This window comes from Pseudomonas mosselii, from assembly GCF_003205295.1.
Taxonomy (GTDB): domain Bacteria; phylum Pseudomonadota; class Gammaproteobacteria; order Pseudomonadales; family Pseudomonadaceae; genus Aquipseudomonas; species Aquipseudomonas mosselii_B.
The window spans coordinates 120,181-146,173 of sequence record NZ_QJRP01000001.1 but is presented as its reverse complement, the minus strand read 5'-3'; the positions used below and the strand labels follow the sequence as shown (position 1 = coordinate 146,173).

The 25,993-nt window shown below is 65.1% G+C and carries 31 protein-coding genes; 16 read left to right on the top strand and 15 right to left on the bottom strand.

Annotation, left to right across the window (positions count from 1 at the left end; translation table 11 throughout):
- Window positions 1-28 precede the first annotated feature (28 nt).
- Window positions 29-271 (top strand): hypothetical protein, encoded by a 243-nt coding sequence (locus tag DMX06_RS00755; RefSeq protein WP_110733588.1) that lies wholly within the window; start codon window positions 29-31, stop codon window positions 269-271.
- Here the strand turns inward: DMX06_RS00755 and DMX06_RS00750 are convergent.
- Entirely contained in the window at window positions 261-1,145 is an 885-nt protein-coding gene (locus tag DMX06_RS00750) for an alpha/beta fold hydrolase (RefSeq protein ID WP_110733585.1), read from the bottom strand. The genes DMX06_RS00755 and DMX06_RS00750 overlap by 11 nt on opposite strands.
- The gene (locus DMX06_RS00745) at window positions 1,142-2,212 is read right to left on the bottom strand and encodes a sugar phosphate isomerase/epimerase family protein (protein WP_110733582.1); all 1,071 of its coding nucleotides are present in this window, start codon (window positions 2,210-2,212) and stop codon (window positions 1,142-1,144) included. Before DMX06_RS00745 ends, DMX06_RS00750 begins: the two co-directional genes overlap by 4 nt.
- 108 nt (window positions 2,213-2,320) lie before the next feature.
- On the opposite strand from DMX06_RS00745, the gene DMX06_RS00740 reads away from it, so the two are divergent.
- On the top strand, window positions 2,321-2,914 hold the full coding sequence (locus DMX06_RS00740; protein ID WP_110733579.1) for a TetR/AcrR family transcriptional regulator: 594 nt from the start codon (window positions 2,321-2,323) through the stop codon (window positions 2,912-2,914).
- 206 nt (window positions 2,915-3,120) lie between these two features.
- On the top strand, window positions 3,121-3,741 hold the full coding sequence (locus DMX06_RS00735; protein ID WP_110733577.1) for a TetR/AcrR family transcriptional regulator: 621 nt from the start codon (window positions 3,121-3,123) through the stop codon (window positions 3,739-3,741).
- On the opposite strand, the gene DMX06_RS00730 is transcribed toward DMX06_RS00735, so the two are convergent.
- A complete protein-coding gene (locus tag DMX06_RS00730; protein WP_110733574.1) occupies window positions 3,738-4,640 on the bottom strand; it encodes a LysR family transcriptional regulator in 903 nt (300 codons plus the stop codon). The two genes, DMX06_RS00735 and DMX06_RS00730, sit on opposite strands and share 4 nt — an antisense overlap.
- Window positions 4,641-4,730: 90 nt before the next feature.
- On the opposite strand from DMX06_RS00730, the gene DMX06_RS00725 reads away from it, so the two are divergent.
- Both DMX06_RS00725 and DMX06_RS00720 read left to right on the top strand, forming a co-directional pair.
- Window positions 4,731-6,086, top strand: coding sequence for an MFS transporter (locus tag DMX06_RS00725; protein WP_110733571.1), 1,356 nt, complete (start codon window positions 4,731-4,733; stop codon window positions 6,084-6,086).
- A complete protein-coding gene (locus DMX06_RS00720; RefSeq protein ID WP_110733568.1) occupies window positions 6,079-6,480 on the top strand; it encodes a DUF4440 domain-containing protein in 402 nt (133 codons plus the stop codon). Before DMX06_RS00725 ends, DMX06_RS00720 begins: the two co-directional genes overlap by 8 nt.
- A gap of 80 nt (window positions 6,481-6,560) precedes the next feature.
- Here the strand turns inward: DMX06_RS00720 and DMX06_RS00715 are convergent, their stop codons facing one another.
- Entirely contained in the window at window positions 6,561-7,253 is a 693-nt protein-coding gene (locus tag DMX06_RS00715) for a peptidase C39 family protein (RefSeq protein WP_181427759.1), read from the bottom strand.
- Between the two features lie 204 nt (window positions 7,254-7,457).
- Here DMX06_RS00715 and DMX06_RS00710 point away from each other — a divergent pair, with 204 nt between their 5' ends.
- Complete coding sequence (locus DMX06_RS00710) at window positions 7,458-7,637, top strand: hypothetical protein (protein ID WP_110733563.1); 180 nt, start codon at window positions 7,458-7,460, stop codon at window positions 7,635-7,637.
- Window positions 7,638-7,715: 78 nt separating this feature from the next.
- On the opposite strand, the gene DMX06_RS00705 is transcribed toward DMX06_RS00710, so the two are convergent.
- A complete protein-coding gene (locus DMX06_RS00705; protein WP_110733561.1) occupies window positions 7,716-8,471 on the bottom strand; it encodes a TerC family protein in 756 nt (251 codons plus the stop codon).
- A 15-nt stretch (window positions 8,472-8,486) separates the two neighbouring features.
- On the bottom strand, window positions 8,487-8,726 hold the full coding sequence (locus tag DMX06_RS00700) for a hypothetical protein (RefSeq protein ID WP_110733559.1): 240 nt from the start codon (window positions 8,724-8,726) through the stop codon (window positions 8,487-8,489).
- Window positions 8,727-8,858: 132 nt separating this feature from the next.
- Here DMX06_RS00700 and nhaR point away from each other — a divergent pair, with 132 nt between their 5' ends.
- Together nhaR and sstT are read left to right on the top strand one after the other, a co-directional pair.
- Window positions 8,859-9,752 (top strand): transcriptional activator NhaR, encoded by an 894-nt coding sequence (gene nhaR / locus DMX06_RS00695; RefSeq protein WP_110733556.1) that lies wholly within the window; start codon window positions 8,859-8,861, stop codon window positions 9,750-9,752.
- A gap of 72 nt (window positions 9,753-9,824) precedes the next feature.
- The gene (sstT, locus tag DMX06_RS00690; protein ID WP_110733554.1) at window positions 9,825-11,036 is read left to right on the top strand and encodes a serine/threonine transporter SstT; all 1,212 of its coding nucleotides are present in this window, start codon (window positions 9,825-9,827) and stop codon (window positions 11,034-11,036) included.
- 79 nt (window positions 11,037-11,115) lie between these two features.
- On the opposite strand, the gene ahpF is transcribed toward sstT, so the two are convergent.
- The 7 genes from ahpF to DMX06_RS00655 form a co-directional block, all read right to left on the bottom strand.
- Complete coding sequence (gene ahpF, locus DMX06_RS00685; protein WP_110733552.1) at window positions 11,116-12,678, bottom strand: alkyl hydroperoxide reductase subunit F; 1,563 nt, start codon at window positions 12,676-12,678, stop codon at window positions 11,116-11,118.
- Between the two features lie 124 nt (window positions 12,679-12,802).
- A complete protein-coding gene (gene ahpC / locus DMX06_RS00680) occupies window positions 12,803-13,366 on the bottom strand; it encodes an alkyl hydroperoxide reductase subunit C (protein WP_008090543.1) in 564 nt (187 codons plus the stop codon).
- A gap of 249 nt (window positions 13,367-13,615) precedes the next feature.
- Window positions 13,616-14,971: a glutathione-disulfide reductase gene (gorA, locus tag DMX06_RS00675; protein WP_110733549.1), complete on the bottom strand. Its 1,356-nt coding sequence runs from the start codon at window positions 14,969-14,971 to the stop codon at window positions 13,616-13,618.
- Between the two features lie 97 nt (window positions 14,972-15,068).
- Window positions 15,069-15,908, bottom strand: a complete 840-nt coding sequence (gene galU, locus DMX06_RS00670) for a UTP--glucose-1-phosphate uridylyltransferase GalU (RefSeq protein ID WP_110733547.1) — start codon at window positions 15,906-15,908, stop codon at window positions 15,069-15,071.
- A gap of 194 nt (window positions 15,909-16,102) precedes the next feature.
- Entirely contained in the window at window positions 16,103-17,014 is a 912-nt protein-coding gene (locus tag DMX06_RS00665; protein ID WP_110733544.1) for a c-type cytochrome, read from the bottom strand.
- Complete coding sequence (locus tag DMX06_RS00660) at window positions 17,011-17,661, bottom strand: c-type cytochrome (RefSeq protein ID WP_110733542.1); 651 nt, start codon at window positions 17,659-17,661, stop codon at window positions 17,011-17,013. Before DMX06_RS00660 ends, DMX06_RS00665 begins: the two co-directional genes overlap by 4 nt.
- Before the next feature lie 145 nt (window positions 17,662-17,806).
- Window positions 17,807-18,166 (bottom strand): hypothetical protein, encoded by a 360-nt coding sequence (locus DMX06_RS00655; protein WP_110733539.1) that lies wholly within the window; start codon window positions 18,164-18,166, stop codon window positions 17,807-17,809.
- A 163-nt stretch (window positions 18,167-18,329) separates the two neighbouring features.
- Between DMX06_RS00655 and DMX06_RS00650 the strand changes: the two genes are divergently transcribed.
- The 8 genes from DMX06_RS00650 (at window position 18,330) to csrA (ending at window position 24,080) form a co-directional block, all read left to right on the top strand.
- Window positions 18,330-18,632: a DUF1883 domain-containing protein gene (locus tag DMX06_RS00650; protein WP_110733537.1), complete on the top strand. Its 303-nt coding sequence runs from the start codon at window positions 18,330-18,332 to the stop codon at window positions 18,630-18,632.
- Window positions 18,633-18,647: 15 nt separating this feature from the next.
- The gene (locus DMX06_RS26240) at window positions 18,648-18,818 is read left to right on the top strand and encodes a hypothetical protein (RefSeq protein WP_181427758.1); all 171 of its coding nucleotides are present in this window, start codon (window positions 18,648-18,650) and stop codon (window positions 18,816-18,818) included.
- A 34-nt stretch (window positions 18,819-18,852) separates the two neighbouring features.
- A complete protein-coding gene (locus DMX06_RS00645; protein ID WP_110733535.1) occupies window positions 18,853-19,917 on the top strand; it encodes an NAD(P)H-dependent flavin oxidoreductase in 1,065 nt (354 codons plus the stop codon).
- Window positions 19,918-20,020: 103 nt separating this feature from the next.
- A complete protein-coding gene (modA, locus tag DMX06_RS00640) occupies window positions 20,021-20,779 on the top strand; it encodes a molybdate ABC transporter substrate-binding protein (RefSeq protein WP_110733532.1) in 759 nt (252 codons plus the stop codon).
- Window positions 20,779-21,459, top strand: coding sequence for a molybdate ABC transporter permease subunit (gene modB, locus DMX06_RS00635; RefSeq protein ID WP_110733530.1), 681 nt, complete (start codon window positions 20,779-20,781; stop codon window positions 21,457-21,459). Before modA ends, modB begins: the two co-directional genes overlap by 1 nt.
- Window position 21,460: 1 nt before the next feature.
- The gene (modC, locus tag DMX06_RS00630; protein WP_110733528.1) at window positions 21,461-22,552 is read left to right on the top strand and encodes a molybdenum ABC transporter ATP-binding protein; all 1,092 of its coding nucleotides are present in this window, start codon (window positions 21,461-21,463) and stop codon (window positions 22,550-22,552) included.
- A gap of 58 nt (window positions 22,553-22,610) precedes the next feature.
- Complete coding sequence (locus DMX06_RS00625; RefSeq protein WP_110733526.1) at window positions 22,611-23,633, top strand: DNA topoisomerase IB; 1,023 nt, start codon at window positions 22,611-22,613, stop codon at window positions 23,631-23,633.
- 252 nt (window positions 23,634-23,885) lie between these two features.
- Window positions 23,886-24,080 carry a carbon storage regulator CsrA gene (gene csrA, locus DMX06_RS00620; RefSeq protein ID WP_023628788.1) on the top strand — a complete coding sequence of 65 codons (195 nt, stop codon included), beginning with the start codon at window positions 23,886-23,888 and terminating at the stop codon, window positions 24,078-24,080.
- A gap of 75 nt (window positions 24,081-24,155) precedes the next feature.
- Here csrA and DMX06_RS00615 read toward each other — a convergent pair whose 3' ends face one another.
- A complete protein-coding gene (locus DMX06_RS00615) occupies window positions 24,156-24,542 on the bottom strand; it encodes a response regulator (protein ID WP_110733524.1) in 387 nt (128 codons plus the stop codon).
- A gap of 4 nt (window positions 24,543-24,546) precedes the next feature.
- Entirely contained in the window at window positions 24,547-25,992 is a 1,446-nt protein-coding gene (locus DMX06_RS00610) for an ATPase domain-containing protein (protein WP_110733522.1), read from the bottom strand.
- Between the last annotated feature and the right edge of the window lies 1 nt (window position 25,993).

The following is a 25,993-nucleotide window of genomic DNA, read 5'->3' as shown; positions in this document are numbered from 1 at the left end:
CGAATCCCAGGCTCACGGAACCGCCCCGATGAATACCACCGCCCGCCGCCTCCTCGCTGCCCTGGCCATCGCTGTGCTAAGCGGCTGCGCCAGTCATCCCGAGCTACGCCCCTATACCGCCGAGGAAACCCGTCAGCTGCAACTTGAGGCGCTGCAGCGTCAGGGCCTGAGCCTGGAGGAATACGAGCAGCGCAAACTGGCTGTGTCGCGCGCCGGCCGCCCGCAGGTGGTGACCGACGCCGCCAGGACCAGGACCGCAATCAGCGGTTGACCTCGACCTCCTCCAAAAACGCCAGCAAGTGCTCGTTGAACGACACCGGCGCCTCCTCCATGACGAAGTGCCCACACCCCGGCAGGATCACGCCGCGCACCGAGTCGGCGTGCCCCTGCATCGTCAGCAGCGGCGCATCGCCCGTGGCATGCTCGGCACCGATCGCCAGCACCGGCATGGGCAGCGGCGTCCTGGCGCGCTCGCGGTTCTGCCGGACGGTCTCGGGGATCGCCCGGTAATAGGCGAAGCCGGCCCGCATCCCGCCCGGCGATGCGTAGGCGCGGATATAGACATCCGCCGCCACCGTGTGCCGGCGCACCGCCCAGCGATCGAACATGAAGTTGAGGTAACCCTCCTCGCGTCCGGCGATCAGGAATTCCGGCAGGTCGCGCACCTGGTTGAACAGGAAATGCCAAAGGAAGATGTTCTCCTGCGGCGCCACGAAGATCGGCGGCGCTTCGGCCAATCCGGGAATCACCGCCTCGGCCACCGTCAACGAACGGACCGCCTGCGGCAGGTCGCAGGCCATGGCATAGGCCACCCACATCCCCACGTCGTGGCCGACCAAGTGATAGCGCTCATGCCCCAACCGGGCCATGGCGGCATGCAGCACGCGGGCGACGTTGCCCGTGTCGTAACCCTCCTGGGGACGGTCCGAATCCCCCAGCCCCGGCGGATCGATGGCGATGGCGCGAAAACCCCGCGCGGCCAGGATCGGCAGCACATGGCGCCAGGCGTACCAGGTCTGTGGCCAGCCCGGCAGCAACAGCACCGGCTCGCCCGCACCGGCCACGACACAGTGCAGACGCTGGCCCTGCACCTGCACATAGACATGCTCGAAGGCGTCACCCAAGGTCTCGACGGACAAGCTCATACCCGTACCTCCTTGTCGATGCCCAACATGCGCTGGACCTGCCGGGCGTCGATCGGCGCGCCAGCAAAGTCGTCGAACACCTGGTCGGTGACCTGGATGATATGGCGGTTGATGAACTCGACGCCTTCACGGGCGCCGTCCTCCTGGTTCTTCAGGCAGCATTCCCACTCCAGGGTTGCCCAGCCGGCGAAGTCGTATTGCGCCAGCTTGGCGAAAATCGCCTTGAAATCCACCTGGCCATCGCCCAGCGAGCGGAAGCGCCCGGCACGTTCGGTCCAGTCGCTGTAGCCACCGTACACACCCTGCCGGCCGCTCGGATTGAACTCGGCATCCTTGACGTGAAACATGCGGATCAACGGGTGGTAGAGGTCCAGGTAGGACAGGTAGTCGAGCTGCTGCAGGACGAAATGGCTGGGGTCGAAGAGGATGCGACAGCGTGGGTGTTCTCCCACCAGTGCGTGGAAGCGCTCGAAACTGGTGCCGTCGTGCAGGTCCTCGGCCGGGTGGATCTCGAAGCACAGGTTGACACCCTGCTCGTCGCAGCAGTCGAGGATCGGCCGCCAGCGCCGCGCCAGCTCCTCGAAGGCGGCCTCGACCAGGCCCTGGGGACGCTGCGGGAACGGGAACAGGTAGGGCCAGGCCAGGGCGCCGGAGAACGTCCCCATATCGTCCAGGCCAAGGTTGCGGCTGGCCCGCGCCGCCAGCTTCATCTGTTCGATCGCCCAGGCGGTGCGTTCCGCCGGGTGCCCGGCCAGCGCGGCCGGGCCAAATGCGTCGCACATCGGGTCGTAGGCCGGATGCACGGCGACCAGCTGGCCGATCAGGTGGGTGGTCAGCTCGCTGACCTGCAAGCCGCGCTCGGCCAGTCGCCCCTTGATCTCATCGCAGTAGCCCGTGCTCTGCGCGGCCAGTTCCAGGTCAAACAGCCGAGCATCCCAGGCCGGTACCTGCAGCCCCTTGAAGCCAAGCCCCGCCGCCCAGTCGGCGATGCTGTCCAGGCTGTCGAACGGCGGTTTGTCGCTGCTGAACTGCGCGAGGTGCAGGCTGGGTCCCTTGAGTGTTCTCATGATGCCATCTCATTGTTTGTTGATCGACAAACAATAGAGTCGAATGGCGCTGCCCGTCAATCGCAAATTGGCTAGAATGCGGGTTTGGCGTAATCAGGCAGACGAGCGATGGCAGGGCGACCTCGGGAATTCGACAAGCAACAGGCGCTGCGCAAGGCGATGCGGCTGTTCTGGGAACATGGCTACGAGGGCACCTCGATGTCGGCCCTGGTGTCTGCGCTGGGCATCGCCTCCGCACGCATCTATGCGGCCTTCGGCAGCAAGCAGCAGTTGTTCGAGGAGGCCGTGGCCTTGTACGAGTCGGCCGAGGGTGGCTTCGCCGACCGCGCCCTGGCCCTGCCGGACATCCACCAGGCGCTGGCGCAAATGTTCGAGGACGCCATCAGCACCTACACCCGCGCCGACGAGCCCAGGGGCTGCCTGGTGGTCAGCGCCGCCAGCGGCGTGGCGCCGGACAACCTGGCGGTCCAGCAATGGTTGTCCGGGCACCGCCGGCAGCGCACCGAATCGATCATCGAGCGCCTGCGCCTGGCCCGTGACCAGGGGCAACTGCCGGCCGACACGCAGGTCGAGGCTCTCGGCCACTTGTATGCCACCTTCCTTCATGGCATCTCGGTTCAGGCCCGCGATGGCGTGTCTGCCGAAGACCTGCGTGACGCAAGCCGCCAGGCATTGACCCTGCTGCCGAATAGCCAGGGCTGACGCGTTCACCTGTAGGAGCGGCCTCGTGCCGCGAAAGGGCTGCGTAGCGGCCCCAAGGATTTCAGCTTCGCAGCCGAAATTGCCGGGGCCGCTCTGCGGCCCTTTCGCGGCACGAGGCCGCTCCTACAGGGATCGCGCACGGGCCGTTTACCTTGGGCACGGCAAAGCTGTTAGCCTTGCCCTGTTCAGGTCACCACGGACAGCCCATGGCCAACCACAAGATCGAGATCCGCCGGCGCAACGTCGAAAAGATCCTGCAAGCCGCCGAGCAGGTATTCGCCGACAAGGGCTACGGCGCCACCTCCATGGGTGATATCGCCGAGCTGGCGCAACTGCCGCGCTCCAACCTGCACTACTACTTCAGCACCAAGGACGAGCTGTACCGCGCCGTGCTGCAGGACCTGCTGGATGTATGGAAGCAGGACGCCCTGTGCTTCGAGCACTTCGACGACCCGCGGGTGGTGTTGACCAGCTACATCCGCGCCAAGATGGGACACTCGCGCTCAAGGCCACTGGGCTCGAAGATCTGGGCCGAGGAGATGCTCCGTGGCGCCCCGCTGCTCGGCGCCAGCCTGGACGACATCCTGGTGCCCTGGGCGCAGCTCAAGGAGGCGAAGATCCGCAGCTGGGTCGAAGACCGGCGCATCCTGCCGGTGGAGCCGTCGGCGCTGCTGTACATGATCTGGGCTGCGACCCAGCATTACGCCGACTTCGGTTACCAGGTCAGCCTGCTCAATGGCGGCGAGCCGCTGTCCGACCTGGCGTTCGAGCAAGCGGTGCAGACCGTCACCGGCGTCATCCTGCGCGGTATCGGCCTGGAGCCTTAGCGCCCCAGGTGCTCGCCCAGGAAGTCGATGAACACCCGGGTCTTGTGCGGCACATGGTTGCCGTTGGGGTAGACCACGCTGATCGGCTGCGCCGGCAGGCTGTAATCCGGCAGCACACGCCGCAACCTGCCGGCGTCCAGATCCTCCTCGACCAACCAGGCAGGCAGCACCGCCACCCCCAGCGCGGCGCAGGCCATCGCGCGGATGGCGTGGGATGCATTGGACTGGTAGGCCGCCCTGCCCACCACGCTCGCGCTGCCCTTGCGCCCGCCATGCAAGGTCCAGCTGGTCGGGCTGCGCAGGTTGCTGTTGGCGATCCAGGGCACATCCGCCAGGTCCGCAGGCCTGGCAATGGCATGACGGTCGAGAAACGCCGGTGAGGCAACCAGCAGAATGTCGTAGTCGGCCAGCTTGCGGCTGCGCAGGTTCGAGTCCGTCAGGGCGCCGAGGCGCACCACCAGGTCGAGCCGTTCGGCAATCAGGTCGCTCAGCGACGAGTCGATTTCATAACTGATCGACAGCGCCGGGTAGCGCTCGGCGAACAACGGGATCAGCGGCAGGATGAAGCGCTCGCCGTACTCCCCGGTGGTGCTGATGCGCAGCCTGCCCGCCACGCTGTTGTGCCGACGCAGCACACTGTCGAAGGCGCCCTCGACATCGCTGACGATCACCTTGAAATCGTCGTAGAAGCCCTGGCCGGTTTCGGTCGGGGCGATGGCCCGGGTGCTGCGCGCCAGCAGCGTCACCCCCAGGGCCTGCTCCAGTGCCTTGACGTGCTGGCTGGCCATGGCTTTGCTGATGCCGAGAAAGTCCGCCGCCTTGGTGAAGGAGCCGAAATCGACCACCGCCAGAAACGTCTGCACCCGGTTGAGCTGGGTGTGGAGGGCCGTGCGCGGCATTGTTCACTTCCATCAAACAGAGTTTCAAGGGTAGCGACATCGACAGGGACAGTCCACGGCACCTACTCTGCGCGCCGAAAAGGAGTGGCAATGACGTACCGGTATCGCGTGGCAACGATCTTCCTGATGGGCTTTTTTATCGACTGCATCAACCTGTTCATGCCAACCGTGGCGTTGCCGCGGATCGCGGCCGAGTTCGCCATCGGCAATGCCAGCAGCGCCTGGGTCGGCAATGCCTACATGCTCGGGCTGACCCTGGCCGTGCCGGTGAGCACCTGGCTGGCGAGCCGCTGGGGCGCTCGGCGGCTGCTGAGCGCCTCCATGTTGGCGTTCAGCGTGGCCGTGTGGGGCTGCGGCGAGGCCGCAAGTTTCGCCGCGCTGATCGCCTGGCGTCTGCTGCAGGGCATGGCCGGTGGCTTGCTGATCCCGGTGGGGCAGGCGCTGACCTTCGAACGGTTCCAGGGCCCGGAGCGCGCCCGCGTGTCCACCCTGGTGATGGCCGTGGCGCTGCTGGCGCCGGCACTGTCGCCCTCCCTGGGCGGGATGATCGTCGACCATGGCCGCTGGCCGTGGGTCTTCCACTGCAACATTCCGCTGGCCCTGCTGACGGCGCTGCTGGCCTGGGTCTGGATTGACCAGACGCCGGGCCCGGCAACACCCCGTCCGGACTTCAAGGGGTTGCTGCTGGTCAGCACCGCCCTCGCCTGCCTGCTGCTGGGCCTGTCGCTGTATGGCGCCGGTCATGGCGTCGAACTGGCCATCACCTGCGCACTGGCCGGCTTGTCCTGCGCCCTGCTGTACCGCGCCCATTACCAACGCTCGGCTGGGGGCATCGTCGAGCTCAAGCTGCTCGGCAGCCCTCGCCTGCGGGTCTCGATGCAGGTCTACCATGCGATCCCTGGGGTGTTCACCGGGGTCAACCTGCTGAACATCTTCTACCTGCAGGATGTGCTGAACCTGAGCGCCCAGGCCACCGGCCTGTTCATGCTGGTCTACGCCGCCGGGGCCTTCGCCGCCATGCTGCTGGCCGGCCGCCTGTACAACCGCGCCGGTGCCGCCCGCCTGTTGCTGTTCGGCATGCTTCTGCACAGCTTGGGTATCGGCCTGCTGGTCATGGTCGACACCCCGACGGATAGCGCCGTACTGATGGCCGCCTACGGCCTCATGGGCATCGGCGGCGGCATCGGCGCCAACACCGCCCAGACCACCGCGCTGCTCGACTTCAGCGGCGAGCGGATGCAGCAGGCCAGCGTACTGTGGAACCTCAATCGCCAGATGGCCTTCAGTGTCGGCGCCGCGTTGCTGTTGATGATCTTCAACCTGCTGCTGGTGGGCCTGGCCGCGTCCGCAGCCTATCACCTGACCTTCGCCCTGGCCGCGCTGCTGGGGCTGGCGCCACTGCTGTCCCTGAACACACTGCCCAAGGAGAACCACGCCCATGCCTGAACACGCGATTGCCCGCGCCGAACGCAGCATTCACCACATCCACGAACTGATCCAGGTGGTCTTCTCCCGCCCGGCGGCCGAGACCCAGTCGGTGCTCGGCGGCCTGATGGCAGTGTTCGCTGACGATTTCAGCATGGTTGGCACGACAGGCACGCTGGTGACCCGTCAGCAGGTCGAGCAGTTGTTCAAAGGGGCCGCCGGGACCAGGCCCGCGCTGCAGATCACCGTCGACAATGTGCAAGTGGTGTGGCAGGCCGGGGTGAACGTGGCTGTGCGCTACAAGGAAACCCACCGCACGCAGGGCGTGACGCAGGCACGCTGGTCGCTGGCATTGCTCGAATGCAGCAACCGTGGGGTGGTGTGGCGGTGCCTGCACGAGACGGCAATCCAATAAGCCCTTTCGCGACAATGCTCTCATTCGATCTGTAGAGGCACGTTTCAGCTGCCGGGGTTGTCCTGCAACAACCCAAGCCATCACTGGCCCAGGCTGGTGATGGCCTGCCTGGCGGCAATCTCCTGCCCTGAACGGGCCAGCTCATCCGCCGCCCGCAACCAGCGCTGGCGATCCACCTGGGCCGGCAGTTGCCGTGGCGACTGCAGCAGCACCGCCCAACTGCCCTCCTTGGCCCATGCCGACTCGAAATCATCGAAGGCCATCAACTGCCGTCGATGCATGCCCGAACGCAACAGCACCCGCTGCTTGTAGCGGTCGTAGCCGATCAGCACGGCGTAGCGTGTCTCGCTCCACCAGGCTGAACCTTCCTGATAGCGCAGCAGCACCGGATACCCGGCGGCCACTTGCGCGAGCAAGGCGTCCATGTGCTTGTCCAACGGGTAGACCACCCGACCATACTCACGGGCTACCCGGGGAATCCCGGTGTCCAGCGATTCGGCGGCCTGGGGCAGGCCCAGCGCCTTGTCGAGCAGGCCCGGAGTAATCGGCGCGCCCTGTTGCGACAGCACCGCGGCCAGGGCCATCGAGCCGCTGTGGTTGGCGTTGCCGCGATAGAACGGCACGCTGCTGATCTCGACCCGCTGCGGCAGGCCCTTGATCGCGGCAGGTGGCGTGCCGGCGCAGCCGGACAGGGTCGCCGCCACCAGGCAGGCGGCCAGCAGGCGACGTGGGCCCTGGGCCCGAAACTTGGGGAGCTTTTGCAACGTGGGCACTCGCTTGTTCCGCGGCCAGGCAGGCAGCGCCCGGCCAAGAAGCCGATCATAGGACGCCGGCGCCCGCGGGTATAGCCCGATGCGGGCTTGGAACGAAACGGCCCAAGCACTAGACCTTCGGTCAATGGAACGTCACAGGCGACAGGCTAGACTGAAGCTGTGTCTGGATGGCGGGCCCGGCTCGCCAGAGAGAAGGAGGCACACATGAGCCTGACAATGGCAATTCTCATGCTGGTCGGCATGTGGCTCAGCGTCGCGGCGGCCATGCTCTGGGGGGTGTTGCGCATCGTGCGCCGGCATTCCCACCCTCATCACCTGCCACCACAGGCCGTGGCCAAGGCACAGCCCGTGCGTCGTGCCCGGCGGCATGCCGGGGCGCATTGACGGCATCTACAAACGTCGAGCCATGAACGACAAGAGGGAGCCTAGGCTCCCTCTTGCATATCACTTGCAGCTTGCGGCTCAGTTGCCCTCGGCCGCCTCACGCTTCAAACGTGCCCGACGCGCCAGGATGTTGAGGATCTCGATCGCGGTCGAGAACGCCATGGCCGCATACACATAGCCTTTCGGTACATGGGCGCCGAAGCCTTCGGCGATCAGGGTCATGCCGATCATGATCAGGAAGCCCAGGGCCAGCATCACCACGGTCGGGTTGTCGTTGATGAACTTGGCCAGCGGGTCGGCGGCCACCAGCATCACGATCACGGCGCTGATCACGGCGATGATCATGATCGGCAGGTGCTCGGTCATGCCCACGGCGGTAATGATGCTGTCGATCGAGAAGACGATGTCCAGCAGCAGGATCTGGAAGATCGCCGCGGTGAAGCCGATGGTCACGGCGTTGCCGGCCTTGGACTCTTCCTTGGCGCCATGGGGGTCGACGCTTTCATGGATCTCCTTGGTCGCCTTCCACAGCAGGAACAGGCCACCGGCGATGAGGATCATGTCCTTCCACGAGAACGTATGACCGAACACCTCGACCACCGGCTCGGTCAGCTGGACGATCCAGGCCACGGTGCTGAGCAGCGCCAGGCGCATGACCAGGGCCATGCTGATACCGATGCGCCGTGCCTTGGAGCGGTAGGCCTCGGGCAGCTTGTTGGTGAGGATGGAGATGAAGATCAGGTTGTCGATACCCAGCACGACCTCCATGGCCACCAGGGTGGCGAGGGCAACCCAGGCGGTCGGGCTTGCGGCGAGTTCCAGCAAATATTCCATTGGTCAGTCCTGCTCTCAAATGTCCTGGGTGTCTTTCTTGTCGTCTTCGGCCTTGGCCTTCTCGCCTTCGCTGCCGATGGCGTCGCTCAAGGCCTGCTGGGCGGCGTCGTTGGTCTTGTCGATGGCCTGCTTGGCGGTTTCGGCGGCCTGGTCGAGCATCTGCTGGGCGGATTTCTCGGCCTGGTCGCAACCGGACATGGCAAACAGGGCCAGGGCCAGCACCAGCGGTGTACCAATGGATTTGAGTTGTAGCATGGAGTCCTCGCTTGTCGAATTCCGGGCGGCGCGTCGTGCGCCTGATGGGGTGGCATTCTAAAGAGGCTGAAACATCCGGAAAATTCGTTTTTTCAGCGTGTATACTTCGGTTTTTCCGAACCGAGGCAGGCCATGCTCAACTACCGCCAGCTCCACTATTTCTGGGCCGTGGCCAAGACCGGCAGCATCGCCCGCGCCAGCGAGCAGCTGAACCTCACCCCGCAGACCATCAGCGGCCAGATCAGCCTGTTCGAGCAGACCTGGAACCTGGAGCTGTTCCAGCGCGTCGGGCGCCAGCTGGAGCTGACCGAGACCGGGCGCCAGGCGCTGGTCTACGCCGAACAGATGTTCCAGATCGGCGGCGAGCTGGAGGCCATGCTGCGGGCCGGGCCGCAGGAGCAGATCCTGTTTCGCGTGGGGGTGGCCGACGTGGTGCCCAAGTCCATCGTCTACCGCTTGCTGGCGCCGACCATGGAGCTGGACGAGGTGCTGCGCATCAGTTGCCGTGAGGACAAGCTCGAACGGCTCTTGGCAGACCTGGCGATCCAGCGCCTGGACCTGGTGATCTCCGACAGCCCCATGCCCAACCACCTGGACATCAAGGGCTACAGCCAGAAGCTCGGCGAATGCGGCCTGAGCTTTTTCGCCACACCCACGCTGGCCGAACGCCTCGACCGGCCCTTCCCTGCCTGCCTGGACGACGCGCCGCTGCTGATCCCCGGCCAGGAAACCGTGGTGCGCAGTAGGCTGCTGCGCTGGCTGGCCGAGCAGCAGGTGCAGCCGCGCATCGTCGGCGAATTCGACGACAGCGCGCTGATGCAGGCCTTCGGCCAGTCGGGCAGCGGCATCTTCGTCGCCCCCAGCGTGATCGCCGAGGAAGTCTGCCGCCAATACGGGGTGCGGCTGATCGGCCAGACCGAGGCGGTGAACGAGTCGTTCTACGCCATTTCGGTGGAGCGCAAGGTCAAGCACCCAGGGATCCTGGCGATCACCGAAGGCGCGCGACGGGAGTTGTTCCACTGGTAAGCCTGCGCCTACAGGGGCCAGCAAGGACTGTGGTAAAGTCGCGCGCTTTCACGTAACTGGATTGCGCTGCACATGACCCCCATCCTCCGCCTCATCAACCGCACCGGCCTGGTGACGCAGATCTGCATCGGCCTGGTGGCCGGCATCCTCCTCGCCCTGCTCGCCCCCGCCGTGGCCCGCGACCTGGCGTTCCTCGGCAAGGTCTTCGTCAGCGCCCTGAAGGCCGTGGCGCCGGTGCTGGTGTTCATCCTGGTGATGGCCTCGATCGCCAACCACCGCCATGGCCAGGAAACCCACATCCGTCCGATCCTCTGGCTGTACCTGCTGGGCACCTTTGCCGCGGCGGTCGTGGCCGTGGCGGCGAGCATGCTGTTCCCGTCCAACCTGGCGCTGAGCACCAGCGATGCTGCGCTGAGCGCCCCAGGTGGTATCGCCGAGGTGTTGCAGAACCTGCTGCTCAGCGCCGTGGACAACCCGGTCAACGCGCTGCTCAACGCCAACTTCATCGGCGTGCTGACCTGGGCCATCGGCCTGGGCGTGGCCCTGCGCCATGCCAACGACACCACCCGCACCGTGGTCGAGGACCTGTCCAACGGCGTGACCCTGATCGTGCGCGTGGTGATTCGCTTCGCCCCGCTGGGCATCTTCGGCCTGGTCAGCGCCACCTTGGCGCAATCGGGCCTGGACGCGCTGCTCGGCTACCTGCACCTGCTCGGCGTGCTGATCGGCTGCATGCTGTTCGTGGCGCTGGTGATGAACCCGCTGATCGTGTTCTGGAAGATCCGCCGCAACCCCTACCCGCTGACCCTGCTGTGCCTGCGCGAGAGCGGCATCACCGCGTTCTTCACCCGCAGCTCGGCGGCCAACATCCCGGTCAACCTGGCGCTGTCGGAAAAGCTCGGCCTGCATGAGGACACCTATTCGGTGTCGATCCCACTGGGCGCGACCATCAACATGGCCGGCGCGGCGATCACCATCACCGTGCTGACCCTGGCCGCCGTGCATACCCTGGGCATCCCGGTGGACCTGCCGACCGCGGTGCTGCTCAGCGTGGTGGCGGCGGTCTGCGCCTGTGGCGCCTCGGGCGTGGCCGGCGGCTCGCTGCTGCTGATCCCGCTGGCCTGCAGCCTGTTCGGCATTCCCAGCGAGATCGCCATGCAGGTGGTGGCGGTCGGCTTCATCATCGGCGTGCTGCAGGATTCGGCGGAGACCGCGCTGAACTCCTCCACCGACGTGCTGTTCACCGCCGCGGCGTGCCAGGCGATGGAGCGCCGTGGCGCCTGACCGCGCTGTCACCGTCCAGTAATGAAAACGCCGCCATCCCTCGGGGAATGGCGGCGTTTTCATGTGCGGGGCCTGGTGATCAAGCCGGAGCCGAGGTGCGGATGAGGTGATCGAAGGCCGCCAGCGAGGCTTTGGCCCCCTCGCCCACGGCGATGACGATCTGCTTGTACGGCACGGTGGTCACGTCACCGGCGGCGAACACGCCCGGGATGCTGGTCTGGCCCTTGGCGTCGACGATGATCTCGCCACGTGGCGACAGCTCGACCGTGCCCTTGAGCCAGTCGGTATTCGGCAGCAGGCCGATCTGCACGAAGATGCCTTCCAGCGCCAGGTCATGCAGCGTGTCGCTGGTGCGGTCCTTGTAGCGCAGGCCGGTGACCTTCTCGCCATTGCCGAGCACTTCGGTGGTCAGCGCACTGGTGATCACCTTGACGTTCGGCAGGCTGTGCAGCTTGCGCTGCAGCACGGCATCGGCGCGCAGCTGGCTGTCGAACTCGATCAGGGTCACCTGGGCGACCACACCCGCCAGGTCGATGGCCGCTTCCACGCCGGAGTTGCCACCGCCGATCACCGCCACACGCTTGCCCTTGAACAGCGGGCCGTCGCAGTGCGGGCAGTAGGCCACGCCACGGGCGCGGTATTGCTGCTCGCCCGGCACGTTCATTTCACGCCAGCGGGCACCGGTGGCGAGGATCACGGTCTTGGCCTTGAGCGAGGCGCCGCCGGCCAGGCGTACTTCGTGCAGGCCGCCGTCGGTGGCCGGGATCAGCGCTTCGCCGCGCTGCAGGTTCATGATGTCGACGTCGTACTGCTTGACGTGCTCTTCCAGGGCCGTGGCCAGCTTCGGCCCTTCGGTCTCCTGCACCGAGATGAAGTTCTCGATCGCCAGGGTGTCGAGCACCTGGCCACCGAAGCGCTCGGCGGCGACACCGGTGCGGATGCCTTTACGGGCGGCATAGATCGCGGCAGCGGCGCCAGCCGGGCCACCCCCGACCACCAGCACGTCGAAGGCGTCCTTGGCGTTGATCTTCTCGGCCTGGCGGGCACCGGCGTTGGTGTCGATCTTGCCGAGGATCTCTTCCAGGCCCATGCGGCCCTGGCCGAACACTTCGCCGTTCAGGTAGATGCTCGGCACCGCCATGACCTTGCGCGCTTCGACTTCATCCTGGAACAGCGCGCCATCGATGGCGACATGGCGCACATTGGGGTTGAGCACCGCCATCAGGTTCAGCGCCTGGACCACGTCCGGGCAGTTCTGGCACGACAGCGAGAAGTAGGTCTCGAAGGTGAATTCGCCTTCCAGCGCCTGGATCTGCTCGATCACTTCGGCACTGGCCTTGGAGGGGTGGCCACCGACCTGCAGCAGCGCCAGCACCAGGGAGGTGAATTCGTGGCCCATGGGGATGCCAGCGAAACGCAGGTTGATCTCGGCCCCCGGGCGGTTCAGCGAGAACGAAGGACGACGGGCGTCGCTGCCATCCGCGCTGAAGGTAATGAGGTTCGACAGGCCGGCGATTTCCACCAGCAGGTCGTGCAGTTCGCGGGACTTCGCGCCGTCGTCGAGGGAGGCAACGATCTCGATCGGCTGGGTGACCCGCTCCAGGTAGGTTTTCAGTTGCGATTTAAGCGTGGCGTCCAACATACGGGCGATTCCTTTATCAAAACTCGGATACAAAAACGCCCAGGCGAGATCGCCCGGGCGTTTTTACGGGGCGGTGACAACTTAGAAGTGGCGGTTGCTCACCGCCCGCATCTGACGCATGGCCTTAAATCTTGCCGACCAGGTCCAGCGACGGAGCGAGGGTGGCTTCGCCTTCTTTCCACTTGGCCGGGCACACTTCGCCTGGGTGGGCGGCAACGTACTGGGCAGCCTTGACCTTGCGCAGCAGCTCGCTGGCGTCACGGCCTACACCGCCGTCGTTGATTTCAACGATCTTGATCTGACCTTCCGGGTTGATCACGAAGGTACCGCGATCGGCCAGGCCGGCTTCTTCGATCAGCACGTCGAAGTTGCGCGAGATGACGTGGGTCGGGTCACCGATCAGCGGGTACTTGATCTTGCCGATGGTGTCCGAGGTGTCGTGCCAGGCTTTGTGGGTGAAGTGGGTGTCGGTGGACACACCGTAGATTTCCACGCCCAGCTTCTGGAACTCGGCGTAGTTGTCAGCAAGGTCACCCAGTTCGGTCGGGCAGACGAAGGTGAAGTCGGCCGGGTAGAAGAACACGACGGACCACTTGCCTTTGAGGTCGGCTTCGCTGACCTGGACGAATTCGCCATTGTGGAAAGCGGTGGCGTTGAACGGTTTGACCTGGCTGTTGATGATTGGCATGAGAGACGCTCCTTCATGGGTTGAAATCGGTTGACGGAGAGAATCCTAACCGCTGGTCCCCTCGAAGGCTCATTGGCAAAGCTCATGCTGGTGATTGGTTTTGGCTATAAGGCGGGATTATTAATAGAAGGGATTGGGCTGAGCAAAGGATTGCGGGGAGCAAAAAACATCGCGGGGCAAGCCCGCTCCCACGCCAGAAGGTAACTGGGCGTGAGAGCGGGCTTGCCCCGCGATCTGGGATAACGCGTATCAGCGGGTTACGGTTCGCATGGTCACGAACTCTTCCGCGGCGGTCGGGTGCACGCCGATGGTCTCGTCGAACTGCTGCTTGGTCGCCCCCGCCTTCAGGGCAATCCCCAGGCCCTGGATGATCTCGCCGGCATCCGGCCCGACCATGTGGCAGCCCAGCACCTTGTCGGTGTCGGCATCGACCACCAGCTTCATCAGGGTCTTTTCCTGGATATCGGTGAGGGTCAGCTTCATCGCCCGGAAGCGGCTCTCGAAGATCTGCACCTTGTGCCCGGCGGCCAGCGCCTGTTCCTCGGTCAGGCCCACGGTGCCGATCGGCGGCTGACTGAACACCGCGGTCGGGATGTTCTGGTAGTCGACCGTGCGGTACTGCTCGGGTTTGAACAGGCGCCGGGCCACGGCCATGCCTTCGGCCAGGGCAACGGGGGTGAGCTGCACGCGGCCGATGACGTCACCAATGGCAATGATCGACGGCTCGGTGGTCTGGTACTGCTCGTCGACACGGATGAAACCACGCGGGTCCAGCTCCACCCCGGTGTTCTCCAGGCCCAGGTTGTCCAGCATCGGCCGGCGCCCGGTGGCGTAGAAGATGCAGTCGGCAACGAGCTCGCGACCGTCCTTGAGGGTGGCCTTCAGGCTGGCGTCGTCGAGCTTGTCGATGCGCTGGATATCGGCGTTGAACTCAAGGTTCATGCCGCGCTTTTCCAGCTCCTCCTTCAAGTGCGTGCGCACCGAACCGTCGAAGCCGCGCAGGAACAGCTCGCCGCGGTACAGCAGCGTGGTGTCGGCGCCCAGGCCCTGGAAGATACCGGCGAACTCCACGGCGATGTAGCCACCGCCCACTACCAGTACCCGGCGCGGCAGGTCCTTGAGGTAGAACGCTTCGTTGGAGGTGATCGCCAGCTCCTTGCCGGGGATGTCCGGCACCTGCGGCCAGCCGCCGGTGGCGATGAGGATGTGCTCGGCGCTATAGCGCTGGCCTTCGACTTCCACCTCGTGGGCACCGGTCAGGCGCGCATGGCCCTGCAGCAGGGTCACTCCGCTGTTGACCAACAGGTTGCGGTAGATGCCGTTGAGGCGCTCGATCTCACGGTTCTTGTTGGCGATCAGCGTGCCCCAGTCGAAGTGCCCCTCTTCCAGGGTCCAGCCAAAGCCCGCGGCCTGTTCCAGCTCATCGGCGACATGCGCGCCGTACACCAGCAACTTCTTCGGCACGCAACCGACGTTGACGCAGGTACCGCCGAGGTAGCGGCTTTCGGCCACCGCCACCCTGGCGCCGAACCCGGCGGCGAACCGTGCCGCGCGCACACCGCCGGAACCGGCGCCAATCACGAACAGATCAAAATCGTAGGCCATGTATTCAGTCTCCTAGGCAGGCGCCCAGCATAGCGCCGTTGGCCGCCGCAAACAAAAAAGCCACCCCGTGGGGTGGCTCTCGGACTTGCCTGGCGTATCAGTACGCCTTGCCGGTCTTGTAGTAGTTCTCGAAACAGAAGTTGGTCGCGTCGATGTAACCTTCAGCGCCACCGCAGTCGAAACGCTTGCCCTTGAACTTGTAGGCGATTACACAGCCATCCTTGGCCTGCTGCAGCAGGGCGTCGGTGATCTGGATTTCACCGCCCTTGCCAGGCTGGGTGTTCTGGATGATGTCGAAGATGTCCGGCGTCAGGATGTATCGGCCGATGATCGCAAGGTTCGAAGGCGCGTCCTCGGGGGCCGGTTTCTCGACCATGTTGGTCACACGGTAGATGTCGTCACGGATCATTTCGCCGGCGATCACGCCGTACTTGTTGGTTTCCTGCGGGTCGACTTCCTGGATGGCAACGATCGAGCAGCGGTACTGCTTGAACAGCTTGACCATCTGGGTCAAAACGCCATCGCCTTCCGGGTTGACGCACAGATCGTCGGCCAGCACCACGGCAAACGGCTCGTCGCCGATCAGCGGACGGCCGGTGAGGATCGCGTGGCCCAGGCCTTTCATTTCGGTCTGGCGGGTGTAGGAGAACGAGCACTCGTCGAGCAGTCGACGGATGCCGACCAGGTATTTTTCCTTGTCGGTACCCTTGATCTGGTTTTCCAGCTCGTAGCTGATGTCGAAGTGGTCTTCCAGGGCACGCTTGCCACGACCGGTAACGATGGAGATCTCGTTGAGGCCGGCGTCCAGCGCTTCTTCGACGCCATACTGGATCAGTGGCTTGTTGACCACCGGCAGCATTTCCTTGGGCATGGCTTTGGTAGCGGGCAGGAAGCGGGTGCCGTAACCGGCTGCCGGGAACAAGCATTTTTTGATCATATACGTCCTTAACAAGGGCTTTGCGTACGAAATTCGGCGCAGTCTAATCACGCGGCAGTCACCTTACAATGCCCCCCGCGCTGGCCGATGCCATCATAGAGATATTCCAGTGTAGATAGTTCCGCCAGGGCGTGAATATTAAGCGCCTGGCGGCATCATCGCGGGGCACTAAGATGTCCCGCGATGACGTCGAATCAGCCGCCGATCCCCTGTCCGATCAGCACGCCATCGACCTTCTGCCCATACAGGTTGACCCCGTCGTTGGCATGGAACTTCAGCCGGGTCTTCTCGATCGAGCCTTCGACCAGCCGCGGATCCTGCGGCCGCTCATGGCGGTTGATCCAGGCCGCCACGTCCCAGGCCTGCTGGTCGCTCAGGCTGCCGGGCTTGCCCAGTGGCATGTTGTACTTGATGAACGACGCCGCGGTATTGATTCGGTGCATGCCGGCGCCCCAGTTGTAGGAATCCTTGCCCCACAGCGGCGGCATCACATATTCACCGGCCACCTTCTGCCCTTCGCCATTGCTGCCGTGGCAGATCGCGCATTGCGTGTCGTACACCTGCTTGCCACGCTTGAAGTCGTACCCCCCTTCGGGCTTGGGCACTTCCGGATAGCCGCGACCGGCGATCTCCACGCCTGTCGGCGCCTGGGTCGACAACCAGTAGGCATAGACGCTCAGCGCCGTCATCTGCGGGCTGTCGGCCGCCGGCGGCTTGCCGTTCATGCTGAAGGTGAAGCAGCCCTGGATGCGCTCGGCGAAGGTGTTGACCTTGTCGTTCTTCTTGCGATAAGCCGGATACATCGGGTAGGCGCCCCAGAGCGGCGCGGAATGCGGCATGCGCCCCTGATCGAGGTGGCAGTTGCTGCAGTTCATGCCGTTGCCGACGGCGTCGGGCATCAGTCGACGGGTATCGACGAACAGCGCGTGGCCTTCACGGACCATCTTGCCGAAGGCATTGTCCGGGATGGCGCTTTCCGCGGGCGGCACGAACTGCGGAGCGGCCTGCACCCCCGGGACCTTGAGCTGTGACTGGTCTTCCATGGCGATGGGGGTGGCCTGGGCAGTGCCCATCGCCAGCAGCAGGGTTGGCATCAGGACTTTCATGGCTTGACCTCCTGGCTGGCCGGTTGGGCGAAGTAGTCGGCGACCGCCTTGACCTCGGCATCGGTCATCGCCTTGGCCACGTTGACCATCAACTGGTTGGGATCGTTGCTGCGGCTGCCATCGCGCCAGGCATTGAGTTGCGCCACCAGGTAACCGGCAGGCTGCCCGGCCAGCGGCGGGAAGTGCTCGCCGATGCCGCTGCCGCCCGGGCCGTGGCACTGCACGCAACCGGGGATCATACGGTTCCAGTCGCCGTAGATCGCCAGGCGGGTCACCGGATCGTTGGCGATCTGCTGGCGACGCGTGTCCGCTGCGGCATCGGCCGGCAGCTTGGCCAGGTAGGCACTGACCGCCTCTATCTCGGCATCATCCAGGGCCTTGGCCAGCGGTTCCATCACCGCCTGCTTGCGGCTGCCATTGCGAAAGTCGTGCAATTGCTTGCTGAGGTAACCGGCAGGCAAGCCGGCGAGGCGGGGAAAGCCGGCGGCGGCGATACCTTTGCCGTCGGCGCCATGGCAGCCCAGGCAGGCCATGGCGGCGGGGTTCTGCCCGCCCTGGTTGAAGATCTTCTGGCCATCGGCAGCGTGCGCCGAGGGCCAGGCCAGGATCAGCAAACTGCCGATCAGGACATGGCTCAGGGGTTTCATCACGGAGGCTCCATTTCCTTGTTATAAGCTTAGGCTTAAACGATATAAGCCCAGAAATACTAGGCCTATTCCCCAGCGTGCGACAACGCGTCACCGGGAAGGAAAGTGGCAAACCGCCAGCTAATTGCCGATTAACTGAGCTGGATCAAGAACCGGAGATGCATTGGGTCGCCGAAGTACGCACATCGCCCAGGCGCAACGGGAAGTTGTTCAGCCGCTCATACACCTTGATCGCGCTGCCGCTGCCGCGCTTGTCGATATCGAACAACGCCGCCGGGCCAACACCGGACGACAGTTTCTGCGGCACGGTCAGGCGCAGGCCATCGCCCCGCACCTCTTCCTGCAAGGGATCACGCGTATCGGCCAACTTGTCCTTTACACAGTCGGCATACTCACGCGGCGTCTTGCCGGAGATCACATCCAGCGTCGCGTGGGACTGCTCGAGCTCCGTCACGCTGACACAGCCACCCAACGCCAGCGATACCGCGGCTACTACCCATTTCATCCACATCTCTCCAGCATCTGCAAAGTCATCCTCTGACCACATCCAGGCGGTTTTGCTCCCACGTCTGGCAGAAATCTCCTTGGCCGGGCCAGCCCGGGCGCAAGTGTAACCTCACATCGTGGTATCTTTCGCGTTTGCTGAACCAATCCTTGCGGAGCACCCCATGAAATTCGTACACCAGCGCGAGCACCTGAACGAGGACGACATCGTCGTCATCGAGTGCTCCCAGCGCTGCAACATCCGCCTGATGAACGACGCCAACTTCCGCAGCTTCAAGAATGGCGGGCGCCATACCTACCACGGCGGCCACTTCGAGCGCTTCCCGGCGAAGATCACCGTGCCCAGCACCGGTTTCTGGAACATCACCATCGACACCGTGACCACCCGCCCGATCTCGGTGACGCGCAAGCCGTCCCTCAGCCACAAGATCAAGATCATTCGTCGCTCGTCGTCGAAACTCGGATAACACTCGGATAGCCGCATGACCCAGACCATCAAGTACGTGATCAAGTACAAGCTCGACGGCGAACGCCGCTGGGACTTCGCCCAGATGCCCGACGCCTCCCTCGAGCAGGCGCAGCAAGCCCTGCGCAAGATCCACGGCGAAGACGCCGACAAGATCAGCGACATCCAGGTCAGCAAGGCCTTGTAACCACGCAGCACGCCCCGCACTCAAGGAGTCGCCCATGAGCACCTGGCAAGACCGTCGCATCCTCGACCTGCTGGGTATCGAGTTGCCCATTCTCCAGGCGCCCATGGCCGGCGCCAGCGGTTCGGCCATGGGCATTGCCGTCGGCAACGCCGGCGGCCTGGGCGCCCTGCCCTGCGCCATGCTCAGCGCCGAGCAGGTGCGCGGCGAGATCGAGGTTTTCCGCGCAGCCTGCCAGGGCCCGCTCAACCTGAACTTCTTCTGTCACCAGCCGCCGGCGCCCGACCCCGAGCGCGATGCCCGCTGGAAGCAGGCGCTCAAGCCCTACTACGAGGAAGTTGGCGCGGATTTCGAGGCGCCGACGCCGGTGTCCAACCGCGCGCCCTTTGACGAACTGAGCTGCCAGCTGGTGGAGGAACTGCGCCCGGAAGTGGTCAGTTTCCACTTCGGCCTGCCAGCGGCCCAGTTGCTGCGGCGAGTCAAGGCGACCGGGGCCAAGGTGCTGTCCAGCGCCACCACGGTGGAGGAAGCACTGTGGCTGGAGCAGCACGGCTGCGACGCGATCATCGCCATGGGCTACGAGGCCGGCGGCCATCGCGGCATGTTCCTCGGCAGCGACATCACCAGCCAGATCGGCACCTTCGCCCTGGTGCCCCAGGTGGTCGATGCCGTGAAGCTGCCGGTGATCGCGGCGGGTGGTGTCGGCGATCATCGCGGCCTGGTCGCCGCCCTGGCCCTGGGGGCTTCGGCGGTGCAGGTCGGCACCGCGTACCTGTTCTGCCCCGAAGCCAAGGTGTCCCCGGCGCACCGCCGCGCCCTGGACAGCGCGTCCGCCAGCGATACCGCCCTGACCAACCTGTTCACCGGTCGTCCGGCCCGCGGCATCAACAACCGCCTGATGCGCGAACTGGGGCCGATGAGTCCCCTCGCCCCACGCTTCCCTCTGGCCGGCGGCGCGCTGATGCCACTGCGAGCGATCACCGATCCACAGGGCAACGCCGACTTCAGCAACCTGTGGTCGGGACAGGCGCTGCGCCTGGGGCGGCATATGCCAGCGGGCGACCTGACTCGGGCCATTGCCGGGCAGACAACAAAAAGCTGACCCATAGATCAGGAAATACTCGGACACCCTCTTCCCGACGGATGGCGTATCGCTATATAGTTCAAACCATAACGATAACCCGCCGTCCCTAGGAGCCGTTTGCATGCGTATTCGCCTGTCCCACCTGGCCTTCAGTGCCCTGGCCACCCTGATCACCGTCAACGCCGCCCAGGCCGATGAAGTCCAGGTCGCTGTAGCGGCCAACTTCACAGCGCCGATCCAGGCCATCGCCAAGGACTTCGAAAAGGACACCGGCCACAAGCTGGTCGCCGCCTTTGGCGCCACCGGCCAGTTCTACGCACAGATCAAGAACGGCGCACCGTTCGAAGTGTTCCTCGCCGCCGACGACAGCACCCCTGCCAAGCTCGAGCAGGAAAAAGAGATCGTCGCCGGCTCGCGCTTCACCTACGCCATCGGCACCCTGGCGCTGTGGTCGGCCAAGCCGGGCTACGTAGACGCCAAGGGCGAAGTGCTGAAGAAGAACGAATACAAGCACCTGTCCATCGCCAACCCCAAGGCCGCGCCCTACGGCCTGGCCGCCACCCAGGTGCTGGACAAGCTGAAGCTGACCGAGGCTACCAAGGCGAAGATCGTCGAAGGCCAGAACATCACCCAGGCCTTCCAGTTCGTGTCCACCGGCAATGCCGAGCTGGGCTTCGTCGCCCTGTCGCAGATCTACAAGGACGGCAAGGTCAGCGAAGGCTCCGCCTGGATCGTGCCCGCCGAGCTGCATGACCCGATCCGCCAGGACGCGGTGATCCTCAACAAAGGCAAGGACAACCCGGCCGCCAAGGCCCTGGTCGACTACCTCAAGGGCCCGAAGGCCGCCGCGGTGATCAAGTCCTACGGCTATGAGCTCTGATGCCGCTCGACGCCAGTGACCTGGGCGCGATCTGGCTGACCATCAAGCTGGCCAGCCTGACCACCGCCATCCTCCTGGTGCTGGGCACGCCCATCGCCTGGTGGCTGGCGCGCACCCGCTCCTGGCTGCGCGGGCCAATTGGCGCGGTGGTGGCCTTGCCCCTGGTGCTGCCACCGACCGTGATCGGCTTCTACCTGCTGCTGGCCCTCGGCCCCCACGGCTGGATCGGCCAGGCCACGCAGTCCCTGGGCCTGGGCAGCGTGGTGTTCAGCTTCACCGGGCTGGTGATCGGCTCGGTGGTGTACTCCATGCCCTTCGTGGTGCAGCCTCTGCAGAACGCCTTCGGCGCCATCGGCCAGCGCCCGCTGGAGGTGGCCGCCACCCTGCGCGCCAGCCCGTGGGATACCTTCATCCACGTGGTGCTGCCGCTGGCGCGCCCCGGCTTCGTCACCGCCAGCATCCTCGGCTTCGCCCACACCGTGGGCGAGTTCGGCGTGGTACTGATGATCGGCGGCAACATTCCCGACAAGACCCGCGTGGTCTCGGTGCAGATCTTCGATCACGTCGAGGCCATGGAATACAGCCAGGCGCACTGGCTGGCCGGGGCCATGCTGGTATTCTCGTTCCTGGTGCTGCTGATGCTCTATGCCGGCCGCCGTGGCAAGGCCGGCTGGAGCTGACATGAGCGCATCGATACAGGCGCGCCTGAAACTGGCGCGTGACGACTTCACCCTGAACGTCGACCTGAACCTGCCCGGACGCGGCATCAGCGCCCTGTTCGGCCATTCCGGCTCGGGCAAGACCTCATGCCTGCGCTGCCTTGCCGGCCTCGAGCGGGCCGCCAGCGCCTACATCGAGGTCAATGGCGAGGTCTGGGAAGATAGCGCCCGCGGGCACTTCATCCCGCCGCACCAACGCCCGGTCGGCTACGTGTTCCAGGAAGCCAGCCTGTTCCCGCACCTGTCGGTGCGCGGCAACCTCGAGTTCGGCTGGCGCCGCATCGCCCCCGAGGCGCGCAAGATCAGCCAGGAGCAGGCCTGCCAGCTGCTGGGCATCGGCCACCTGCTGGCGCGCAAACCGGCGACCCTGTCCGGCGGCGAGGCGCAGCGGGTCGGCATCGCCCGGGCCCTGCTCAGCAGCCCACGGCTGCTGCTGATGGACGAGCCGCTGGCTGCGCTCGACAGCGCGCGCAAGCGCGAGATCCTGCCGTACCTGGAGCGCCTGCACGACGAGCTGGACATCCCGCTGATCTACGTCAGCCATGCCCAGGACGAAGTGGCGCGCCTGGCCGACCACCTGGTCCTGCTCGAACAGGGCAAGGCCGTGGCCAGCGGGCCGATCGGCCAGACCCTGGCGCGCCTCGACCTGCCACTGGCCCAGGGCGAGGATGCCGGCGTGGTGCTCGAAGGCGTGGTGGTGGGCCACGATCCACATTACCAGCTGTTCGAGCTGCGCCTGCCCGGTGGTGACGGCCAGCGCTTGCGCATCGCCCACCCCGGGCTACACATGGGCAGCACCCTGCGCCTCAAGGTGCAGGCCCGGGATGTCAGCCTGGCACTCACCGCGGACGGCGCCTCGAGCATCCTCAACCGCCTGCCGGTGCGGGTCCGCGAGTGCCGCCCGGCGGACAACCCGGCCCATGTGCTGGTCAGCCTGGATGCCGCCGGCAACGCCCTGCTGGCGCGCATCACCCGCTATTCGGCGGACCAGCTCGCGGTGCAGCCTGGGCAGATGCTGTGGGCGCAGATCAAGTCGGTGGCGCTGCTGGGTTGAGCAATGACGCAACGGACGCTGTCCATTGCAGCAAGAGTGCCCTTGATGGACCGCGCCCATGCCCGACTGCCCGCTGCCTGCCGCCCTGCACTACGTCGATGACAGCCAGCCCGGCCTGACCCGGCGGCGCTGGCGCGATCGATTTCAGTACTTCGACGCAAGCAACCAGCGGGTCCGTGATGCCGACACCCTGGCGCGCATCGCCGCCCTGGTGATCCCCCCGGCCTACACCGATGTGTGGATCTGCGCCGACCCGCAGGGCCACCTGCAGGCCACCGGCCGGGATGCCCGGGGACGAAAGCAGTATCGCTACCATGCGCAATGGCGCGAGCTGCGCGACCAGCACAAGTACGGGCGCATGCTGGCCTTCGCCGAAGCGCTGCCGAGGCTGCGCAAGCAACTGGATGCGCACCTGGCCCGCCCGGGGCTGGGCCGGGAGAAGGTCATGGCACTGGTGATCAGCCTGCTCGACAGCACGCTGATCCGCATCGGTAACCGCCAGTACCTGCGCGACAACCGCTCCTATGGCCTGACCACGCTCAATACCCGCCATGTGCAGGTCAAGGGCAGCCGTATCCGCTTCCAGTTTCGTGGCAAGCGCGGCGTCGAACACAACGTCACCCTGACCGATCGGCGCCTGGCCGGGCTGGTCAAGCGCTGCATGGAACTGCCCGGCCAGGCCTTGTTCCAGTACCTGGACGACCAGGGTCAGCGCCATGGCATCGGCTCGACCGAGGTCAACCAGTTCCTCCAGCAACTGACTGGCGCCGATTTCACCGCCAAGGACTACCGCACCTGGGCCGGCAGCAGCCTGGCCCTGAGCCTGCTGCGGCCGCTGGCCTGGGAACCGGACAGCGAGGCCCGGCGCCAGGTTGCCGAAATCGTCCGCCAGGTTGCGGCGCGCCTGGGCAACACGCCGGCGGTATGCCGGCGCTGCTACATACATCCGGCAGTCCTTGAACACTTCCAGCTCGGGCGTCTGGCGGACCTGCCCCGCACACGGGCGCGCAAGGGCCTGGAACCCGAGGAAGTGTCGCTGCTGCGTTTCCTCGAGGCCCTGGCGACCCAAAACGATCATTGACCCCCACTATTTAGTTCATCGAGCAGAGAAATTTCCCATATGGCGCCAAGCACCCTATCCTTGCCACCGAGCACCTTGGCCAGGGGAATGCGTAGCATCCCGAATGGCTCCTGTAACTAAAGATCGATAACAGAATTTGTCTGTCGGGGAATTACTATCCGCCGAAAGCGTCTTTAATGAGAAGGAAGAGGGACAGGCTCCCACCGCAGACCATCAGGCTCGGCGGTTTTCTACATCACCAAGGAGAACTACATGCTGATACTCACACGCAAGGTTGGCGAAAGCATCGTCATCGACGACGACATCAAAGTCACCATTCTGGGCGTCAAGGGGATGCAGGTGAGGATCGGTATCGATGCACCGAAGGATGTCCAGGTGCACCGTGAAGAGATCTACAAGCGCATCCAGGCCGGCAGCCCAGCGCCGGAAAAGAGCAACGACGAGTAATCCCAAGCCAACGCATCATGCCGCACGGATGCGCCTGATCGATTGCCCGCCCATGCGGGGAGCCTCTCCCGAACCTCAGGTGCCGAGCAGTTCGCGCACCGTGGCGATCATCCGGTCCATGTCGAATGGCTTGTCGAACACCGCCGCGAACCTTCCGGGGCAGGCCTGGCCCTGGCTGGCCTGGGCACCGCTCATGAGGATCACCGGCAGGTCCGCCATCTGCAGCTCGTCACGAATCGCGTTGAGCAACTCCTCGCCATTGAGCACCGGCATCATGTAGTCGGTGATCACCAGGTCCACGCGCTTCTCTCTCAGGGCCTCCAGGGCCTTGCGCCCATTGCTGGCCTTTTCCACCAGGTAGCCCTCGTCCTCCAGGGCGAAACCCAGGATATCGGCGATCAGGTACTCGTCGTCGACGATCAGAATGATCTTCTTCTCATTAACGCCCTGGATGCTGTTCATCCCATCAGCGGTCTCCTGGCGTTGTCGCCGAGCCACTGAGCACGCCGCTGGCGCCCTCGAACGCCCGCGCCAGGCTGATGCCCATGGGCCCCAGATTCAACGCCTGCAGGGCCGGATCATGGTCGCTGTCGCGCACCTTGATGATCGACAGGGCACGGTGCAGTTGTGCATCGAGCTCAGCGAAGCGCATGAGGATCAGGTTGTCGACGATGCTCGACAGATCCGGGGCCGGCGCGGTGATCTCCGAGCCGAAGATGTCGCGCATTTCCCAGGTCAGCAGCACCGTGACGCCACGGGCGCGCAACTCGCCGGTCAGCACCCGGAAGAAAGCGTTCAGGCGGGCTGGTTCCAACGCCAGGCGACCGAAGGCACCCAGGCTGTCGATCACCACGCGCCTGGCGCCCAATGCCTCGACCTGTTTCAAAAGGCGGGCGCCGAGCTGGTCCAGCAGGCCTTCGGTGGTAGGCTGCCAGCTCAGTTGCACCACGCCATCGCGTTCCAGCGCCGGCAGGTCGTAGCCCAGCGCGGACGCCTTCAAACGCAACCGCGCCGGTGTCTCGTAGAAACCGAAATGCAGGCCCGGCGCGGTTTTCGTCGAGGCGGCGAGAAATGCGATGCCCAATGCCGTCTTGCCCACGCCGGAGGGTCCCATCAACAGGCTCACCGACGCCTCGGCCAACCCGCCACCGAGCATGCCATCGAGGTCGGCGACCCCCGTGGCGACCCGTGCCAGGGTTTGTCCGTCCGGCTGGCTGGGCCGGCTGTAGAGCGACTCCAGGCGCGGATAGACCTGCAACCCCGCCTCGTTGATCAGGCACTCGTGGCGCCCGGACAGCGCGCTGCTGCCGCGGGTCTTGCGCAACTGGACATGACGCACCGCGGCACTGCCGACCAGGTGCTCGCCCAATTCGATCACGCCATCGACCATGGTGTGCTCCGGGCTGTCTTCCTCCAGCCGCGCACTGGTCAGCAACAGCACCGTGCAACCGGCGAATGCCGCATGCCCCTGCAGTTCGGAGACGAACTTCTTGGTGTCCAGGCTGGTTTCCGCCCGCGATCGGGCGTTGAGCAGGCCATCGACGATCAGCAAGGAGGCCTGCTGCCGGGCAATCTCCTGGCGCAACAGCCTGACCACTGCGTCCAGGCCATCCTGCTCGAGGGTGTCGAAGGCGCTGACGAACTGGATGCTGTCCCCCACCAGCGCCGGATCGAAGAAACTCAGCGTCGACAAGTACTGGAACAGGCGTTCATGGGACTCGCTGAGCAAGGTCGCCACCAGCACCCGGCCACCGTCGCGCACATGGTTGCAGGCCAGCTGGTTGGCGAGGATGGTCTTGCCCGAACCCGGGTGGCCCTGGACGATGTAGGAAGCACCGACCACCAGCCCGCCCCTGAGCAGTGCATCGAGCCCCTCAATGCCCGTGGCCAGCCGTTTGAGTTGCTCTACCATG